This window comes from Bradyrhizobium sp. BR13661, assembly GCF_029892425.1.
Taxonomy (GTDB): Bacteria; Pseudomonadota; Alphaproteobacteria; order Rhizobiales; family Xanthobacteraceae; genus Bradyrhizobium.
Map to the genome: position 1 here is coordinate 284,829 of NZ_JARXWB010000004.1, position 13,897 is coordinate 298,725.

General features: G+C 63.4%; 17 protein-coding genes and 1 tRNA gene. 6 read left to right on the top strand and 12 right to left on the bottom strand.

Translation table 11 applies throughout. From position 1 onward, the window contains the following. The first annotated feature begins 33 nt into the window (after positions 1-33). Positions 34-162, top strand: a complete 129-nt coding sequence (locus tag M2427_RS09000) for a hypothetical protein (RefSeq protein WP_280705893.1) — start codon at positions 34-36, stop codon at positions 160-162. A 5-nt stretch (positions 163-167) separates the two neighbouring features. Here M2427_RS09000 and M2427_RS09005 read toward each other — a convergent pair whose 3' ends face one another. Then, on the bottom strand, positions 168-1,139 hold the full coding sequence (locus M2427_RS09005) for an SDR family NAD(P)-dependent oxidoreductase (RefSeq protein ID WP_280705894.1): 972 nt from the start codon (positions 1,137-1,139) through the stop codon (positions 168-170). A gap of 390 nt (positions 1,140-1,529) precedes the next feature. On the opposite strand from M2427_RS09005, the gene M2427_RS09010 reads away from it, so the two are divergent. Then, entirely contained in the window at positions 1,530-1,769 is a 240-nt protein-coding gene (locus M2427_RS09010) for a hypothetical protein (RefSeq protein ID WP_102667339.1), read from the top strand. A gap of 128 nt (positions 1,770-1,897) precedes the next feature. On the opposite strand, the gene M2427_RS09015 is transcribed toward M2427_RS09010, so the two are convergent. After that, entirely contained in the window at positions 1,898-2,872 is a 975-nt protein-coding gene (locus M2427_RS09015; protein WP_280705895.1) for an alpha/beta fold hydrolase, read from the bottom strand. Positions 2,873-2,992: 120 nt separating this feature from the next. Here M2427_RS09015 and M2427_RS09020 point away from each other — a divergent pair, with 120 nt between their 5' ends. Together M2427_RS09020 and M2427_RS09025 are read left to right on the top strand one after the other, a co-directional pair. Then, positions 2,993-3,622 carry a TetR/AcrR family transcriptional regulator gene (locus M2427_RS09020; RefSeq protein WP_280705896.1) on the top strand — a complete coding sequence of 210 codons (630 nt, stop codon included), beginning with the start codon at positions 2,993-2,995 and terminating at the stop codon, positions 3,620-3,622. Positions 3,623-3,835: 213 nt separating this feature from the next. Beyond that, on the top strand, positions 3,836-4,051 hold the full coding sequence (locus tag M2427_RS09025) for a hypothetical protein (protein WP_280705897.1): 216 nt from the start codon (positions 3,836-3,838) through the stop codon (positions 4,049-4,051). Positions 4,052-4,139: 88 nt separating this feature from the next. On the opposite strand, the gene M2427_RS09030 is transcribed toward M2427_RS09025, so the two are convergent. From M2427_RS09030 to M2427_RS09060, 7 genes are all read right to left on the bottom strand, one after another. Further along, a tRNA-Pro gene (locus M2427_RS09030) sits at positions 4,140-4,217 on the bottom strand. Positions 4,218-4,326: 109 nt separating this feature from the next. After that, a complete protein-coding gene (locus M2427_RS09035) occupies positions 4,327-4,905 on the bottom strand; it encodes a MerR family transcriptional regulator (protein WP_280705898.1) in 579 nt (192 codons plus the stop codon). Between the two features lie 25 nt (positions 4,906-4,930). Continuing rightward, complete coding sequence (locus M2427_RS09040) at positions 4,931-5,272, bottom strand: integration host factor subunit alpha (protein WP_206733146.1); 342 nt, start codon at positions 5,270-5,272, stop codon at positions 4,931-4,933. Positions 5,273-5,406: 134 nt separating this feature from the next. Further along, positions 5,407-6,387: a beta-ketoacyl-ACP synthase III gene (locus M2427_RS09045; protein WP_280705899.1), complete on the bottom strand. Its 981-nt coding sequence runs from the start codon at positions 6,385-6,387 to the stop codon at positions 5,407-5,409. After that, a complete protein-coding gene (gene plsX, locus M2427_RS09050) occupies positions 6,384-7,445 on the bottom strand; it encodes a phosphate acyltransferase PlsX (protein WP_280705900.1) in 1,062 nt (353 codons plus the stop codon). The genes M2427_RS09045 and plsX overlap by 4 nt, the downstream gene beginning before the upstream one ends. A gap of 297 nt (positions 7,446-7,742) precedes the next feature. Further along, positions 7,743-8,309 carry a DUF177 domain-containing protein gene (locus M2427_RS09055; protein WP_280706039.1) on the bottom strand — a complete coding sequence of 189 codons (567 nt, stop codon included), beginning with the start codon at positions 8,307-8,309 and terminating at the stop codon, positions 7,743-7,745. Beyond that, a complete protein-coding gene (locus M2427_RS09060; RefSeq protein ID WP_280705901.1) occupies positions 8,309-8,872 on the bottom strand; it encodes a ubiquinol-cytochrome C chaperone family protein in 564 nt (187 codons plus the stop codon). Before M2427_RS09060 ends, M2427_RS09055 begins: the two co-directional genes overlap by 1 nt. A 98-nt stretch (positions 8,873-8,970) precedes the next feature. Here M2427_RS09060 and M2427_RS09065 point away from each other — a divergent pair, with 98 nt between their 5' ends. Both M2427_RS09065 and M2427_RS09070 read left to right on the top strand, forming a co-directional pair. Further along, a complete protein-coding gene (locus M2427_RS09065) occupies positions 8,971-9,477 on the top strand; it encodes an outer membrane protein assembly factor BamE (protein WP_280705903.1) in 507 nt (168 codons plus the stop codon). A gap of 125 nt (positions 9,478-9,602) precedes the next feature. Beyond that, the gene (locus M2427_RS09070) at positions 9,603-10,616 is read left to right on the top strand and encodes a tripartite tricarboxylate transporter substrate binding protein (RefSeq protein ID WP_280705904.1); all 1,014 of its coding nucleotides are present in this window, start codon (positions 9,603-9,605) and stop codon (positions 10,614-10,616) included. A gap of 39 nt (positions 10,617-10,655) precedes the next feature. On the opposite strand, the gene M2427_RS09075 is transcribed toward M2427_RS09070, so the two are convergent. The 3 genes from M2427_RS09075 to M2427_RS09085 form a co-directional block, all read right to left on the bottom strand. Beyond that, positions 10,656-10,811: a hypothetical protein gene (locus M2427_RS09075; RefSeq protein ID WP_280705905.1), complete on the bottom strand. Its 156-nt coding sequence runs from the start codon at positions 10,809-10,811 to the stop codon at positions 10,656-10,658. A gap of 101 nt (positions 10,812-10,912) precedes the next feature. Continuing rightward, positions 10,913-13,033: a sodium-translocating pyrophosphatase gene (locus M2427_RS09080; protein ID WP_280705906.1), complete on the bottom strand. Its 2,121-nt coding sequence runs from the start codon at positions 13,031-13,033 to the stop codon at positions 10,913-10,915. A 220-nt stretch (positions 13,034-13,253) separates the two neighbouring features. Continuing rightward, positions 13,254-13,862, bottom strand: coding sequence for a hypothetical protein (locus M2427_RS09085; protein ID WP_280705908.1), 609 nt, complete (start codon positions 13,860-13,862; stop codon positions 13,254-13,256). Between the last annotated feature and the right edge of the window lie 35 nt (positions 13,863-13,897).

A 13,897-nucleotide genomic window follows, 5' to 3' on the forward strand; every position in this document is an offset into this window, starting at 1 on the left:
GATCACCATCGCTTGAACGCGGGAATATCGCGCATGCTTGACATTCCGTATCGTCATGAGGGGGCGAGCGCGCGCCGGCAGCAGGTAAAATTTTCTGAGCAAATGGCCATCACACCTCTTGCGATGATGGCCATCATACCTACTTACGCGCGCGGTTATTGACAGTCTCAGCCAAGCCGCCAGCCGGCTTCCTGGGCAAAAGTTTCGTAGAAGGCCCTGTCATAAGCCTGCTCCGGCGTCGCGCGCACGCGCTCGTCGAGCAGCCTGGCATCCTCGCCGACCAGGATACGCCAACGCTCCGCCTTCACACCGTCGAGGATGATTCTGGCGGCTTGTGCGGCGGTCGTCGGCGCATCCTCCAGGAAGCTGCGGGCGCGCTCCGCGAAAACACCCTGAATCTGCTCGTCCGACATGTTGTCAGCATCTGGCACGCCGGCCGCGACCATGCGCTTGCGCGTCAGCACGACCTCGTCGGCGCTGAGGCGCTCCGATCCGTCACCGCTCTGCACCTTGCGTGAATTTGAGACGATCGAGGTACCGATGTGGCCGGGCATCACCACCGAGCATTTGACATGTGGCGCATGCAGACGGAGATCGTTGATCAGGGCTTCGGTGAATCCCTTCACCGCGAACTTCGCCGAGCTGTAGGCGGTGTGCGCATTGCCCATGCCGATCGAGGCCCAGAAGCCGTTGACGCTGGCGGTATTGATGATGTGGGCTTCGTCCGCCGCAACCAGCATCGGCAGGAAGGTACGGACGCCGAGATAGACGCCGCCCCAGCAGATATTGAAGGTGCGCTCCCACTGCTCGCGCGTGTTAGTGAACAGGCTGCCACCACCGCCGATGCCGGCATTGTTGAACAGCAAATGGATCCTGTCGGTCTTCTGCTGCTCGGCTAGCTCGTCGCGAAAGCGCTTGAGATGATCCTCGATCGAGACGTCGGCGACATGGGTCGTGACACGCAGGCCCTGCGGCAGTTTCTCGACCTCGCAGAGCCGCTTGGTCTCGGCCATCGCGGCTTCCGAAATGTCGCACATCGCAACATTGCAGCCCTCGGCAACGAGCTGCCGGGCGAGCTCGCGCCCCATGCCCGTGCCGCCACCGGTGATGACGGCGATCTTTCCAGCAAATTCCTTCATGGGACTTCAGCCCCTCCCCTCGTCGGCCTGTTTCTTCGTCATTGGCGCGCCGCGCATGCGACGCGCGCAAAATGTAGCAGCGCCGCATCCAAGCGCAAAAGCAGATCGACGCGACGGCTGCGACCAGCGCTGCTTATTTCGACGCGCGGATTATTCCGTCGTCGCTTGCGCATGGCTGCCCCGCCACAGTGGCGCTGCCGCCACAGGTCGGCGGCCAATCGGGTTCCCCGTATTTGTCCGGCTTCGGTTTAGTGGCAATTTTTTTACAATCCGAATCATCAAATGGGGCACTGGGGCGAGCAGGCCCAGCCAGCGTGTCGTTTCCGACACAGGCTGTGGCACTCGGCTTGCATCCTCCTCGTGGTCGAAACTACCGATGAGGTGACTGGAATGTTCATAACCGTCGTTGCCGTACTCTGCCGGCTCGGCGCTGCTGCCTCAGGCAGCTGTGTCGAGGAGATCGTGACCGACAGCAACATGACGCCCGACATGTCGATGATGGCATGTGCCGTCGGCGCACAGGCTCCGCTCGCCAAATGGATGGATGAACATCCGATCTATCACGCGAATTGGCGCCTCGAGCGCTACAAATGCGTGCCGGGCCACTACGAGATCAAGGGCCACGCCTAAGGCCCCGCAAAACTACTGATATCGAGGAGACGCCCCGGGGGCCGCTATGTGTCCCTCCGCGCGGGCACCATCAGCGCAGGGACTCTCATGAGCTGCGCACACTCTGTGACAGCGATCACGGTCTCTCGTTAAGCCACCGCACCCAAAATCATCGCGCGGGCGCGTCGTCCTTCCGGCGTCGGCATCAGCGCGTAATTGTGCGGCTGCTCTCGCCACAGATGCAGTTCGACAGGCACGCCCGCGCCCCTCGCGCGCGCTGCGAGATCGACGCTATCGGGGTAGAGCAGATCGCGCGTTCCCGAAAAGATCGTCATCGGGGCGAGCGAACGGAAAGCGCCGTTGAGTGGACTGACGAAGGGATGGCCGACATCGAGGTCGCCGGCATAGAGCCGTCCCGCCTCGAGGATCCCCGGAATGTCCTGGATCGGATCGCGCGGTGCGATCTCCACCTGCTCGGGACGGCTGACCGACGCATCAGCCGCCGGCGAAATCAGCACCAGCCGGTTGGGTTGCCGATGGCCATGATCGCGCAGCCATTGGCATGCAGCGAGAGCAAGGCCCGCGCCGGCGGAATTGCCGACCACCGTCACCTTGGCCTGCCCGGCATCCTCGAGCAACATCCGCAGCAGCTCGGCCGTCGCCGGCACGACGTCCTTCGCGGTCGCGCGCGGCGCCAGCGGATAGATCGGCACGACGCAGACGACGCCTGCCTGGCGCGTCATCTGTCCGACAAAGCGCCAATGCGCGGGCACGATCTCGTTGATGTAGCCACCGCCATGGAGGAACATCACGTGGTTGCAGCCTTCGTGCCCGGATGACGGCGCCGTGTAATAGACCGGCCATCCGCCCATCTTCGTCAGCACCGCCTCGACCCCGTGGCCGAGGCCCGCCGGCTCGAACGAGGCCGGCTGCGAGGCAAGCCTCTGCACATGCGCCTGCACGGCCTCGGCCGAGGCAAGCTGCTCCTTGTATGGCAGCTGGCGCAGCAGCACGTTGAAGAGGCGGCTCTGCAAGCTCGGCGCGGGATCGGTCGACGCCTTTGCTCCGACCGCGCAGCCGAGCGGACAAAACTGAAAAGCCGACACGATCCTGGCAACGCTCATGGCCACATCCCCATCCGACTCGTTCGAGGCGGCGACAAGAGGCTTGCTGACCCGTCGCCACTTTCCGATATAATGTGAGCATTCGCTCGCTTTTCCTACTCGCATTCGGATCACAAGGCCGTGGCCCGCAGATCACCCACAACACCCCGAAAAAACGCCTCGCAGGAGCGGTCCCGCGCCACGGTCGACGCACTGGTCGAGGCAACTGCTCGCATTCTGGTCAAGGAAGGCTTCGAGAGGACCAGCACCAACCGGATTGCCGAAATCGCCGGCGTCAGTGTCGGCTCGCTCTACCAGTATTTTCCCGGCAAGGAGGCGCTCGTCGCCGCCGTGATCGATCGTCACAACGAGGAGATCATGGGTATCGTGCGCGCGACGCTCACCGAACTCGCCGACATGCCGATCGAGAAGGCCGTGCGCCGCCTCGTCACCGTCGCGATCGAGGCGCATCGCATCAACCCCAAACTGCATCGCGTGCTCGCCGAGCAGATCCCCCGCGCGCGCAAACTCGACGTCGAAGCCTTCAACCGCGAGGTCCACGCCCTCGTGCGCGCCTATCTCGACAGCCGCCGCAAGGAGATGCGCAGGATCGACCTCGATGTCGCGACCTTCATCTGCGTCAGCGCAATCGAGGCCGTCGCGCACAATGTGGTGCTGAACCAGGCCGAGATACTGCCGGACAAGATGGTCAGGACGCTGGTGGACGAGACGACGCGCATGGTGGTCGGATATCTGCGGGCTCCAGCGTAGCGTTCGCCATCGGACCTGGCCTCGTGGCTGGACGTCGCGAATCAGATCACCGATCGATTCGCGACGACACGCGTCGCTTCGTTGCAGAACTGTCGCACTTCAAGAACGCGTGCGCGAACCGCACGGGGGTTGAATCCTGCGCGGAAGCCCTATCTATCCGGGCAGGTAAATACATGAGTAAATCAGATGATTAAATCACCAGAATGGAAGGCGATGGCCATCGCAGTGACGATTGCATGCGTCTCGATGTCCCTTTTGGCCCTCGACGCGGCCCTGGACCTGAATACCAGCGGGCTATCCAAGCGCCTGGAGATCGCGCAAGCCTCTTTCGTGGACACGATGGGGCAATATCAACTGGCCTTCGCCGTTCCGACCTGGGTCCGCGGCAAGGCTCCCGCGGACGAGCAATGTCCGCGCAGCCGCTGCTGATCGCCAGCCACTAACACGGATTGTTCAGAGGACAGGAGACCGCCCGCTGATCCGCGCATGCAAACGATTGGTCGATTTCTGAAGAAAATGGTCGGAGCGAGAGGATTTGAACCTCCGACCCCTAGTCTCCCAGACTAGTGCGCTAACCGGGCTGCGCCACGCTCCGAACGTCGTTCCATTAGCTAGGATCGCCGCTTTGCGCAAGGCGAGCCGCACCATTTTGGTGTCTGCGCCCAAAGCCCCTGCAAGGACCGCAAAGCCGACGAAATGGCGCCTCAGCCGTCCTTCAGCGCCTGTTCCAGCATGGTCTTGCAGGCGACGAGGTCACCGAGCACCCGTTCCAGCCGTTCCCGGTCCAGTGCGCTGGGGCCGGCCGGCGCGGCGGAGGTGCCGCCCTTGCGGAAGGTCGTGAGGATGTCCTCGTCATCGACCTCGGTGAAACGGAAGTCGATGCCCTCTTCCTCATCACCCTGGTAGTCGTCATCGTCGGCATCGGCGACGCCCTTGATCGGCGGCTCCTCGTCCGGCTCGATCAGGCTCGCGCCGATGGCGTCCTCGATCGCCCCGAACGAAACCGCGGCCGACCCGTCGGCCAGGCCCTGCACCGATTTGACGCCGTGCTCTTTCAGGATCCGCTGCACCCCGCGGATGGTGTAGCCCTCCCCGTAGAGCAGCCGGCGGATGCCCTTGAGCAGATCGACGTCGTCGGGGCGGTAATAACGGCGGCCGCCGCTGCGCTTCATCGGCTTGATCTGCGAGAAGCGGGTCTCCCAGAACCGCAGCACGTGCTGCGGAATGTCGAGTTCCTGCGCTACTTCGCTGATGGTTCGGAACGCATCCGGCGCCTTGTCCAAATGCCAATCCTTATCCGTTGGGCGATTACGCCTCGGGTTGCGCCTTGCTGGCGTCGCCATTGGCCCGATGCTGGCCATTGATCCGCTGCTTCAGGATCGCCGACGGCTTGAACACCATCACCCGGCGCGGCGAGATCGGCACCTCGGTGCCGGTCTTCGGATTACGGCCGATGCGCTGACCCTTCTTGCGGACCATGAAGGACCCGAACGAGGACAGCTTCACCGTCTCGCCCTTTTCGAGGCAGTCGGTGATCTCCTTGAGCACGAGTTCCACGAAGGCGGACGATTCCGTGCGCGACAGTCCCACCTTCTGGTAGACGGCCTCACAGAGATCCACACGCGTTACGGTTTTACTTTGATCGGTCATCGCCCTGCCCCACATCACGGCGAACAATTGTTGTCTGAAATTAGGAGGTTACGATACGGCGGTCAACAGCGCTCATCAATGCAGAAGCATTGATATCAGCAGCTGATTCCGGCAAATTTTTATCTGATGTGGCTCTACCAGCGCACGAGCGCGGAGCCCCAGGTGAAGCCTCCGCCCATCGCTTCCAGGAGAACCATGTCGCCGCGCTTGATGCGGCCATCCTTGCGCGCCACCGACAGCGCCAAAGGAATCGAGGCGGCCGAGGTGTTGCCGTGACGGTCCACCGTCAGCACCACCTTTTCCGGCGCGATGTGGAGCTTGTGGGCTGAGGCGTCGATGATTCGCTTGTTGGCCTGGTGCGGTACGAACCAGTCGATACGGTCGGCATTCAAGCCGGTCGCCTCGAACGCGTCGACGATGACGTCGGTAATCATCCCGACAGCATGCTTGAAGACTTCGCGGCCTTCCATGCGCAGGTGACCGACCGTCTGGGTCGAGGACGGCCCGCCGTCGACGAACAGCTTGGCTTTGTGACGGCCGTCGGAGCGCAGATGCGTGGTCACGATGCCACGGTCGGTGGCGGCCTGGCCCGGCTGCTCCTGCGCCTCCAGCACGACCGCGCCGGCGCCGTCGCCGAACAGCACGCAGGTGCCGCGGTCGTTCCAGTCGAGGATGCGCGAGAAGGTCTCGGCGCCAATCACCAGAGCGCGCTTGAAGGCGCCGGTGCGCAGGAAATTGTCGGCGGTCGCGAGTGCAAACACGAAGCCCGAGCACACGGCCTGCAGGTCGAACGCCGCGCCGTGATTGATGCCGAGGGCGTGCTGCACGGCGACCGCGGTTGCGGGGAACGTGTTGTCCGGCGTCGAGGTCGCCAGTACGATCAGGTCGATCGACTGCGCGTCGAGCCCCGCGTCGGTGAGCGCGGCCTGCGCCGCCTTGATCGCAAGATGCGACGTGAACTCGCCCTCGGCCGCGATGTGCCGCTCGCGAATGCCGGTCCGCTGCACGATCCACTCGTCGGAGGTGTCGATGCGCGCCGCCAACTGAGCATTGGTCACCACCTGCTCCGGCAAATAGGAGCCGCAGCCCAGCACGACCGAACGAATCTTGGTCACGAAACATCCTCCGGCGCGGTTGGCACTGAACCGAGCGCACCCCCATCGCGGTTGAGCATCTGATTGATCTTGTTCAGAAGATCGAACTTGGCCATCTCATAGCCAACATCGATCGCATAGGCAAAGCCTTCGGCATTAATTCCGCCGTGGCTCTTGACCACCAGCCCGTTCAGCCCGAGCAGCACGCCGCCGTTCGACTTGTTCGGATCCATTTTGTCACGCAAGGCCTGGAAGGCATTGCGGGCAAACAGATAACCAATCCTGGACAGCCAGCTCCGCTGGATCTCGTTGCGGAGCAAGTCCGCCATCTGGCGCGCGGTTCCCTCGGCGGCCTTCAACGCGATGTTGCCGCTATACCCCTCGGTCACGATCACGTCGGCCATTCCCTTGCCGATGCCGTCGCCTTCGACGAAGCCGACATAATCGAGTTCCGGGAGGTTCATCGTGCGCAGGATCTCGCCGGCCTCGCGGATCTCCTCATGCCCCTTGATCTCCTCGGTCCCGATGTTGAGCAGGCCGACCGTCGGGCGCTTCTTGTCGAACACCACGCTCGCCATGGCCGCCCCCATCACCGCGAGCGCCACCAGATGGCGTGCATCGCCGCCGATCGTGGCACCCAGATCGAGCACGACGGAGGAGCCCCGCATGGTCGGCCACACCGCCGTGATCGCGGGGCGATCGATACCGGGCAGCGTGCGCAGATGGAAGCGCGCCATCGCCATCAGCGCGCCGGTGTTGCCGGCCGAGACGGCCACATCCGCCTCGCCCTTCTTCACTGCGTCGATGGCAAGCCACATCGAGGAGGTCTTGCGGCCGCGGCGCAGCGCCTGGCTTGGCTTGTCCGAACCGCTGACCGCAACGTCGGTATGGAGGATCTTCGAAGCGACCTTGAGCGCGGGATAACGATCGAGCTCGGGCTCGATCCTGGCGCGATCCCCCACCAGCAGAAACTCGGTCTTGGGATGCCTGCCGAGCGAGATGGCCGCGCCTGGAACGACGACTGGGGCGCCGACGTCGCCCCCCATGGCGTCAAGCGCGATACGAACCTTGCTTGGCATCAAAATCCCGGAAACCTGGTCTGGCGCGGTCGTCGATCAGCGGGGCCGCGGAATGGGTCGTCATGGATATGAACGACCGGCCAAGCGCCACGCCGCACCCGAACCGGGGCGGACAATAGCGTTTTGTTATCCCGAAACAACCTCTTGCCCCCAGCCTTTTGGATTAAGGGCGATCCTTCGGCCGGCATTTAAATCTGAAGAAATGACAAGAAAATCAAAAGGATATGACAAATTGTCAAACCAGCCCGGCAAAGACCTCACTCCGCGCAACACAGCGGTCTTACGGGGAATGCCGGGCTATTTGCCCTTCTTCTTGTTGTCCTGGAGCGCCTTCAGCGCGGCGAAGGGATGGTCTTCGGGGCCGGGTGCGGTGACCTCTGCCTTGAACACGACACCTGGTTTGCGGGGGTAAGGGTCGATCGCCAGAAACAGCGCATCGGTCGCAATCCGGCCGAGGTCGATCAGTCCGTTGACGATGGCCTCCGGCGGATCGGCGACCTCCGCCGGCTCCTCGTCGTCCCGGCCTTCCTCGATCAGGTCCTCGAGCCGCCGGGTTTCTGCCTCGGGCGCAAAGGTCAGATCGACCTCCTCGTCGATCTCGCTCTCGATCGGATCGAGTGTGACGACGCAGGTCTGGCCGACCCTAGCCCGGACGCGGCCCGTGACCTGGATCCGGCCGCCGCTCTTCGGCTCAACGTCGAAGTCGGCATGAGCCGACAGGATGTCGCGCAGGCCTGCGAGATCGGCCATCGCCCGACGCTCGGCAGGCGAGGCTTCGAGCTGACGGTGCAGCCCCGTATCGGGAATTTGCGCCACTATGACAGGCGAGCGCCAGGGATCCGGTCCGGTCATCGGTCGATTCATCATGTCTCATCCTCCCGAAGCGGTGCGGGGAACCTGAAAACTCCGCGCAGCAGCGCGGCATCGCCGGTCTGGCCGAGCTCGGCATCCGCCGCCACCGCATAGGCAGCGAGCCGTCGCGCCTGGTCGATCCCGGTGCCATTCAAGATATTCTTGCAGATCGCCTGCGCCAGCGCTTCTGCGCCTGTCTCGGTCGCCTGGTCGCAAGCTTGGTCGTAAGCTTGGACCCGGCCATAAAAGGCCTCGCCGAAGGCCCGCATACGCTTCGGGACGGTCTGGTCGCCCACCCCCATCTCGCGCAGATTGTCGTCCATGTCCTCGCAGAAGCGGTCGAACAGGGCCTGCGCCAGCTCCGTCCCGCCCTGGGCGACAGTCCTGAGCCGCCGCAGCAACAGCCAGAGGTGCAGCAGCAACAGGTCGAAACGGCCGTTAACGGTATCCGGCACGCCCAAGTCCCGGTAAAATATGGGTTCTCGCGCCTGCGTCACGATCATGCCATAGATGGCTTCAATGGTGCCGGCCGGGGTTAGCCGGGGTTTCCTGAAGTGATTGAACGGCCAAAGCATTGTGGTTTCCGCAAGCGGGCGCGCGTGAGTTGCATTAAGACGCCCCGCCCGGTACTTCAGCGCCTCGCGCGACGCAAGGGGACGGAATCAGTTCCGCTATGACGAAAACGAACCAGACCGGCCTGCGCGCAAACGAGCGGCGCGGCCTTCATGCACGCTGGCGCGGCCTGAATTCGCGTTGGCGCGGCCTGCGCATGCTCGCCGCCGCGACTTTGGTTGGCGCTGCGCTCGCGGGCTGCACCGGTGAGCAGTTCCAGAAGGGCTATATCCTGCCGCCCGGCGCACTCGAGCAAATTCCGATCGGTGCGAGCCAGGACCAGGTGCTGATCGTGATGGGCACCCCCTCCACGGTCGCGACGCTGGACGGTGAAGTGTTTTACTACATCTCGCAGCGCTCGGAGCGTGTGGTCGCTTTCATGAACCAGAAGGTGGTCGACCAGCGCGTCATCGCCATCTATTTCGACAAGAACCGGCGCGTGCGCCGGCTTGCGAATTACGGCCTCCAGGACGGCAAGATCTTCGACTCCATCAGCCGGACCACGCCGACGTCGGGTCAGGAGATGAGCTACCTCGCGCCGCTGTTCAAGCTGCTCAGCTTCAACTGAGATTGGGATCATTTCGGCCTGCGGCGTCGTGCCGCTCTCTGCGCGGCGCTTGCGGTCGCGCGCGACTTGCCGTTGTGGATCGGGTTCCCTACGCTCTCTTCAAAACAAAAGCTGGGAGTGGATTCGTGCTCAAGACATCTGAGACCAAGTTGTTGTCGCGTCGTCGCGTGCTTGCGGGAGCCGCTGGCCTGACCGCCGCAGCCATCCTGCCGCGATCGAGCCTTGCAGACTGGAAACCGACCGAGAACATCCGCATCATCGTGCCGGCTGCAGCGGGCGGATCGACCGACGTGATGGGGCGGCTGCTCGCGGCTCATCTCCAATCCGCCTGGGGCCAGACAGCGGTGGTCGAGAATCGCTCGGGCGGCGGCGGCACGATCGGGACCGCCGAGGTGGTTCGCGCCAAGGCTGACGGCCACACCATCCTGATCGGCAATCCCGGTCCGAACGCGATCGCCTACAGCATCTTCAAGAATCTCACCTACAGGCCGGACCAGCTCCAGCCGGTGACCAACATGATCCGGATTCCGAACATCGTGTCGGCGCATCCGAAGACCGGCATCAAGTCGGTCGCCGAACTGATCGCCTTTCTCAAGGCCAATCCGGACAAGCTCAGCTACGCCTCATCAGGCGTCGGCCAGAGCCCTCATCTCACCGGCGCGTGGTTCCTGCAGCTCACCGGGCTGAAGATGACACATATCCCGTTCCGCGGCGCCGGACCCGCGCTTCAGGCCGCGCTCGCCGGCGACATCCAGATCCTGTTCGACAATCTCTATCCGAGCCTGCCCCAAGTGCAGAACGGCACGCTCAACGGCCTCTGCGTCACCACCACTGAGCGCAGCGAGCTCGCACCGAACCTGCCGACCATGCGCGAGAGCGCGCCCGAGCTTGCGAATTTCGACGTGTCGTCGTGGTTCTCGGTGTTCCTGCCGAAGGGCGTCCCCGCCCCCGTGCTCGACGCACTCAACCTCCAGGTCAAGGCGATGCTGGAGCGCGACGACATCAGAAAGAACATCGCCGCCATGGGCGCGCGCGCCGACTACGGCACGCCGCAGCAATTCTCCGACTTCGTGGACGCCGAAACGAAGAAGTTCGCCGGCATCATCCAGAAGGAAGGGCTGCAGATGGACGTGCAATGACGCTGTGAGAGCGTCCGGTCCATCAAAATTGCATCGCGCCTAGGACGACTTGTTGATCTTCTTGACCTTGGCTTCGGTGGTCTCGATCGCCAGGGCGAGCTCCAAGATGGCCTTGGATAACAATTCTGCGGCCTCCTTCTGGTCCTGCGACTTGGCGGCGCGGAGTGCATAATTCCGGGCGGATGAGAGCGACATGGATTGATCTCCGTGTTTGTTCGCATGCAGCGAACGAGGTTCTTGCCAAACAAAAACCCCGCGGCTCGCACCGCGGGGTTTTCTCTTTCAAGCCATCGGGCTCAGTGCGCCAGGATCGCCAGCAGCAGCAGAGCCACGATGTTGGTGATCTTGATCATCGGGTTCACCGCGGGGCCCGCCGTGTCCTTGTAAGGATCGCCGACGGTGTCGCCGGTCACGGCCGCTTTGTGGGCGTCAGAGCCCTTGCCGCCGAAGTGACCGTCCTCGATGTACTTCTTGGCATTGTCCCAGGCGCCGCCGCCCGAGGTCATGGAGATCGCGACGAACAGGCCCGTCACGATCACTCCGAGCAGCATCGCGCCCACCGCGGAGAATGCCGCGGACTTGCCGGCCGCGCCGCCGCCGGCGATCGCGTAGATCAGGAAGTAGACCACGATCGGCGACAGCACCGGGAGCAGCGAGGGGATGATCATCTCCTTGATGGCCGCGCGGGTGAGCAGGTCGACCGCCTTGCCGTAATCAGGCTTGTCGGTGCCCTGCATAATGCCCGGCTTCTCGCGGAATTGACGCCGCACCTCCTCGACGATCGCACCGGCCGCACGGCCCACGGCCGTCATGCCCATCGCACCAAACAGATACGGCAAGAGGCCGCCGAACAGCAGGCCGACCACGACGTATGGATTGTTCAGCGAGAAATCCGGATTGACGCCGGCGAAATAGGCGTGGTGCGCGCTGTCCGCAACGAAGAACTTGAGGTCCTGGTTGTAGGCCGCGAACAGCACCAGAGCACCGAGACCGGCGGAGCCGATCGCGTAACCCTTGGTCACCGCCTTGGTGGTGTTGCCGACCGCGTCGAGCGCGTCGGTCGACTTGCGCACCTCCTTGGGCAGGCCCGCCATTTCGGCGATGCCGCCGGCGTTATCAGTCACCGGGCCGAAGGCGTCGAGCGCGACGACCATGCCGGCCAGCGCCAGCATGGTAGCGGTCGCGATCGCGATGCCGAACAAGCCGGCAAGGCTGTAGGTGACCAGGATGCCGGCGATGATGACGATCGCGGGCAGCGCGGTCGCTTCCATCGAGACGGCGAGGCCCTGGATCACGTTGGTGCCGTGACCGGTGACCGACGCCTGCGCGATCGACTTCACCGGACGATAGTCGGTGCCGGTGTAGTATTCCGTGATCCAGATGATCAGCGCGGTGACGACGAGGCCCACGATGCCGCATTCGAACAGCGACATGCCGGTATAGTCGACGCCGTCGAGCTTGCCGAAGCCGATCAGATAGTAGATCACGCCGGCGATGCCGATCAGCGACAGGACGCCGGTTGCGATCAGGCCCTTGTAGAGCGCGCCCATGATCGACTGGCTCGGCCCGAGCTTCACGAAGAATGTGCCGATGATCGAGGTGATGATGCAGATGCCGCCGATGGCGAGCGGCAGCGTCATCATGTTGGAGAGGATCGGCGTCTTGGCGAAGAAGATCGCAGCTAACACCATGGTGGCGACCGCAGTCACCGCGTAGGTCTCGAACAGGTCGGCGGCCATGCCGGCACAGTCACCGACGTTGTCACCGACGTTGTCGGCGATGGTGGCAGGGTTGCGCGGATCATCCTCGGGGATACCCGCCTCGACCTTGCCGACGAGATCGCCGCCGACGTCCGCACCCTTGGTGAAGATGCCGCCGCCGAGACGGGCGAAGATCGAGATCAGCGAGGCGCCGAAACCGAGCGCCACCATGGCGTCGATGACGGTACGGCTGTCAGGCGCGAGCTTCAGCGAATGCACCAGGAAGCCGAAGTACAGCGTCACACCGAGCAGTGCGAGACCCGCCACCAGCATGCCGGTGATCGCGCCCGCCTTGAAGGCGAGTTCGAGGCCGCCGGCGAGCGACGTCGTCGCGGCCTGGGCGGTGCGCACATTGGCGCGAACCGAGACATTCATGCCGATGAAGCCGGCCGCCCCCGACAGGATGGCGCCGATGGCAAAACCGATCGCGACATAAAGCCCAAGGAAATAGACAAGCAGCACGAAGATGACGATGCCGACGATACCGATCGTGGTGTACTGGCGCCGGAGATAGGCCTGTGCGCCTTCACGCACAGCTCCTGCGATCTCCTGCATGCGCGGTGACCCCGCATCCGCACTCAACACCGAAGACGTCGCCCAAATCGCGTAGACGACGGAAAGCACTCCGCAGAGCACTATCAACCATAATGCTGTCATTTGATTTTTGCCTCAGATCCTTGATGTACGTACCCCCGGCGCCTTTTGTTATCTGTATTGCGGTGCGGCGCCTTGATTTTGAACAAGGCCGCCCCCAAGCGGCCTTAGTCGGTCGCAACCTTGCCAAAATCAAATTGAGGGTGCAACGCCGGATGAGGCGGGAAAAGCCGATCTGGGCAAGTATTTAGACCTAATCCCGAACGCCCCGGTCCGCGGCCTCTTAAGCGGCTGACCTCACGGCATGACGGGACGTCGATGCCACTTCCAAGGTCTGTCCGTCGGCCGTGGCGCGCCGGTTGAGGACCTGGACCTCGTAGGCGGTGCCACCGGGGCCCGTCTCCAGCGTTACCGAAACGACCTGATCGAGCGTGAGGACGCCCAGCTGCACATCCTGGTCGGGCAGGATCAGCGTCGCCAATTCGCCGACGAACACAATCACCAGATGGCCTTTGGCCATGTTGCTCTTCGCCAGCAAGCGCAACTGACCGTGATAAGGCGGCCGGGTCCATGCCGACGGCTGTCCGGGATCGACCACGACCTGGATGTTGTTGGTCTGGGGATGCACGGTCAGCACCATCTTCGCCTGATCGGGCTTCCAATGCATCGGCAATGCCGGCATGGTCTTCCAGAGACAATCGAACGCCGCGCACTCGGCAGGCAGATTGTCGTGGATCTTGCAGCCTCGACCTGGCTTGCAATGCGAGCACCATTTGCCCGCGGGCTTGCCGAAAGCGACGACGTTGTAGACTTTGCAGCAAAGCGTGCAGCCGCCGCACTCCCGTCCTGAAGCGGCGAGCGCCTCGCTCAAACCCGAAGCGGCCGCATTCATCGAATCGCACCCCTACGCTGCTGTTGCACCAATGG

Excerpts from the sequence above, each read along its gene's own strand:
- M2427_RS09010 (WP_102667339.1), top strand. The coding sequence starts at position 1,530 with ATGTTCATAACCGTCGTTGCCGTACTCTGCCGGCTCGGCGCTGCTGCC.
- M2427_RS09040 (WP_206733146.1), bottom strand. The coding sequence starts at position 5,272 with ATGACCGATCAAAGTAAAACCGTAACGCGTGTGGATCTCTGTGAGGCC.
- M2427_RS09025 (WP_280705897.1), top strand. The coding sequence starts at position 3,836 with ATGGCCATCGCAGTGACGATTGCATGCGTCTCGATGTCCCTTTTGGCC.
- M2427_RS09015 (WP_280705895.1), bottom strand. The coding sequence starts at position 2,872 with ATGAGCGTTGCCAGGATCGTGTCGGCTTTTCAGTTTTGTCCGCTCGGC.
- M2427_RS09060 (WP_280705901.1), bottom strand. The coding sequence starts at position 8,872 with ATGCTTTGGCCGTTCAATCACTTCAGGAAACCCCGGCTAACCCCGGCC.
- plsX (WP_280705900.1), bottom strand. The coding sequence starts at position 7,445 with ATGCCAAGCAAGGTTCGTATCGCGCTTGACGCCATGGGGGGCGACGTC.
- M2427_RS09005 (WP_280705894.1), bottom strand. The coding sequence starts at position 1,139 with ATGAAGGAATTTGCTGGAAAGATCGCCGTCATCACCGGTGGCGGCACG.
- M2427_RS09065 (WP_280705903.1), top strand. The coding sequence starts at position 8,971 with ATGACGAAAACGAACCAGACCGGCCTGCGCGCAAACGAGCGGCGCGGC.
- M2427_RS09080 (WP_280705906.1), bottom strand. The coding sequence starts at position 13,033 with ATGACAGCATTATGGTTGATAGTGCTCTGCGGAGTGCTTTCCGTCGTC.
- M2427_RS09000 (WP_280705893.1), top strand. The coding sequence starts at position 34 with ATGCTTGACATTCCGTATCGTCATGAGGGGGCGAGCGCGCGCCGGCAG.
- M2427_RS09085 (WP_280705908.1), bottom strand. The coding sequence starts at position 13,862 with ATGAATGCGGCCGCTTCGGGTTTGAGCGAGGCGCTCGCCGCTTCAGGA.
- M2427_RS09075 (WP_280705905.1), bottom strand. The coding sequence starts at position 10,811 with ATGTCGCTCTCATCCGCCCGGAATTATGCACTCCGCGCCGCCAAGTCG.
- M2427_RS09055 (WP_280706039.1), bottom strand. The coding sequence starts at position 8,309 with ATGAATCGACCGATGACCGGACCGGATCCCTGGCGCTCGCCTGTCATA.